Source organism: Streptococcus sp. (genome assembly GCF_019414905.1).
Lineage (GTDB): Bacteria > Bacillota > Bacilli > Lactobacillales > Streptococcaceae > Streptococcus.
In genome coordinates, this window is sequence record NZ_DXLC01000211.1 from 6106 (window position 1) to 8869 (window position 2764).

General features: G+C 40.7%; 3 protein-coding genes. All 3 read left to right on the plus strand.

Going from position 1 to position 2764, the window contains the following annotated elements:
- Positions 1–1052, plus strand: a 1052-nt coding sequence (locus QZ359_RS06360) for a class I tRNA ligase family protein (protein WP_293964258.1), incomplete at its 5' end; no start/stop codon positions are given.
- A 109-nt stretch (positions 1053–1161) separates the two neighbouring features.
- Positions 1162–1857, plus strand: a complete 696-nt coding sequence (locus QZ359_RS06365; RefSeq protein WP_262079698.1) for a GNAT family protein — start codon at positions 1162–1164, stop codon at positions 1855–1857.
- Between the two features lie 11 nt (positions 1858–1868).
- Positions 1869–2285 (plus strand): GNAT family N-acetyltransferase, encoded by a 417-nt coding sequence (locus tag QZ359_RS06370; RefSeq protein ID WP_004255191.1) that lies wholly within the window; start codon positions 1869–1871, stop codon positions 2283–2285.
- The last annotated feature ends 479 nt before the right edge of the window (positions 2286–2764 follow it).

Below are 2764 nucleotides of genomic sequence, written 5' to 3' on the forward strand. Positions count from 1 at the left end.
GTCGTCGTGAAACCAACACCATGCCACAATGGGCAGGTTCAAGCTGGTACTACCTCCGCTATATCGATCCACATAACACAGAGAAATTGGCTGACGAGGACCTCCTCAAACAATGGTTGCCAGTCGATATCTACGTAGGTGGTGCAGAACACGCCGTGCTTCACTTGCTTTACGCTCGTTTCTGGCATAAATTCCTCTATGATATCGGTGTTGTTCCGACTAAGGAACCATTCCAAAAACTCTTTAACCAAGGAATGATTTTGGGAACAAGCTACCGTGACCACCGTGGCGCGCTTGTGGCGACTGACAAGGTTGAAAAACGTGACGGTTCTTTCTTCCATGTGGAAACAGGGGAAGAGTTGGAGCAAGCACCAGCCAAGATGTCTAAATCGCTTAAGAACGTTGTTAACCCAGACGATGTGGTGGAACAATACGGTGCCGACACCCTTCGTGTTTATGAAATGTTTATGGGACCACTTGATGCTTCGATTGCTTGGTCTGAAGAAGGTCTGGAAGGAAGCCGTAAATTCCTTGACCGTGTTTACCGTTTGATTACGAGTAAGGAAATCGTTGCGGAAAACAATGGCGCTCTTGACAAGGTCTACAATGAAACAGTCAAATCTGTCACTGAGCAAATCGAGTCTATGAAATTCAACACAGCCATTGCCCAACTTATGGTCTTTGTCAACGCTGCTAACAAGGAAGAAAAGCTCTATGTAGACTACGCCAAAGGCTTCATCCAATTGATTGCTCCATTTGCACCTCACTTGGCAGAAGAACTCTGGCAAACTGTTGCAGTAACAGGTGAATCAATCTCTTACGTGGCTTGGCCAACGTGGGACGAAAGCAAATTGGTTGAAGACGAAATCGAAATCGTTGTCCAAATCAAAGGAAAAGTCCGTGCTAAACTCATGGTCGCTAAAGACTTGTCACGCGAAGAATTGCAAGAAATTGCTCTCGCTGATGAAAAAGTCAAAGCAGAAATTGACGGTAAGGACATCGTGAAAGTGATTAGTGTACCGAATAAATTGGTTAATATTGTTGTAAAATAAGATAGGAATCCTTCAGAGTAGAATCTGGGGGATTTTTTGAATATTCTTATGAAAGTATGATATACTATGGGCAACTATAAAGTTTGAAAAGTGAAACAAGGAGAATACTATGCCAGTAAATGAATATGGTCAAATGATTGGGGAGTCAATGGGAGGTTATACTCCAGGTGAATTGCCTTCTATTGATTTCTTAGAAGGGCGATATGCTCGAATAGAAGCTCTTTCAGTGGAAAAGCATGCGGAGGATTTATTAGCTGTTTATGGTCCGGATACTCCTCGGGAGATGTGGACCTACCTCTTTCAGGAACCAGTAGCAGATATGGAGGAGTTGGTCAGCCTTTTAAATCAGATGTTGGCTCGTAAGGACCGTTTTTACTATGCAATCATAGACAAGGCAACTGGTAAGGCTTTGGGAACTTTTTCTCTCATGCGCATTGACCAGAATAACAGAGTAATAGAAGTGGGAGCTGTCACTTTTTCTCCAAAACTCAGGGGGACAAGGATAGGGACAGAAGCCCAGTATCTCTTGGCTCGCTATGTCTTTGAGGAGCTTAACTATCGTCGTTATGAGTGGAAATGCGATGCTCTTAACCTGCCATCCAGACGAGCTGCGGAGCGTTTGGGCTTTATTTATGAAGGAACTTTCCGTCAGGCAGTGGTTTATAAAGGGCGTACGAGGGATACGAATTGGTTGTCTATAATTGATAAGGATTGGCCCAAAGTAAAATCTCGTTTGGAAACATGGTTGCGTCCTGAAAATTTTGATAAAAATGGACAGCAGTACAAGAGTTTGAGAGAGCTTTAAGAGGTGTTGAGATGATTACTATTAAAAAGCAAGAAATTGTCAAGCTAGAGGATGTTTTGCATCTCTATCAGGCTGTCGGTTGGACAAATTATACCCATCAACCAGAGATGCTGGAGCAGGCCTTATCTCATTCATTAGTAATTTATCTGGCACTTGATGGTGATGCTGTAGTGGGCTTGATTCGTTTGGTTGGAGATGGTTTTTCATCAGTTTTTGTACAGGATTTGATTGTTTTGCCTAGCTATCAGCGTCAAGGGATTGGTAGTGCCTTGATGAAAGAGGCTTTAGAGTATTACAAAGATGCCTATCAAGTCCAGCTGGTGACAGAAGAGACAGAAAAAAACGAGGGATTTTATCGTTCTATGGGCTTTGAAATCTTATCCACCTATAATTGTATAGGAATGACTTGGATGAATCGAGAAAAATAATAAAACTTGTTTTTCTTAAGCAAAGTTTAAGGATGGTCTAGTATTATATAGTTATTAAATAAAGACCTCCTAACTTTATTTAATGAAATCCTAAAACTTTTTTCATCATAATCTCCTAATGAAGCCACCCAATCAGGTGGCTTTTTTGTGGGGTGAGGTGATGGTAATAGAAATTTTTTGAAAAATGGTAGAATTTGAAAAAAGTTAAGCTAGTTTTAAGCTTTGTCTTGTATCATATATTTATTAAATAAAGACCTCCTAACTTTATTTAATAAAATCCTAAACTTTTCTTTTTCATAATAATCTCCCTTAACTCCACCCAATCAGGTGGAGTTTTTTTGCTTTATTTAAAGGCTTTTAGGAATTTCCTAAGCATCATTTTCCGATAAATTTCGGTAGTTTTTGGAATATGGTCGGGGAGTTGGAGGGAAGTTTTTGAGGGATTGGCGGGGGCTTTTTTTACGAATATGACTCAGGAA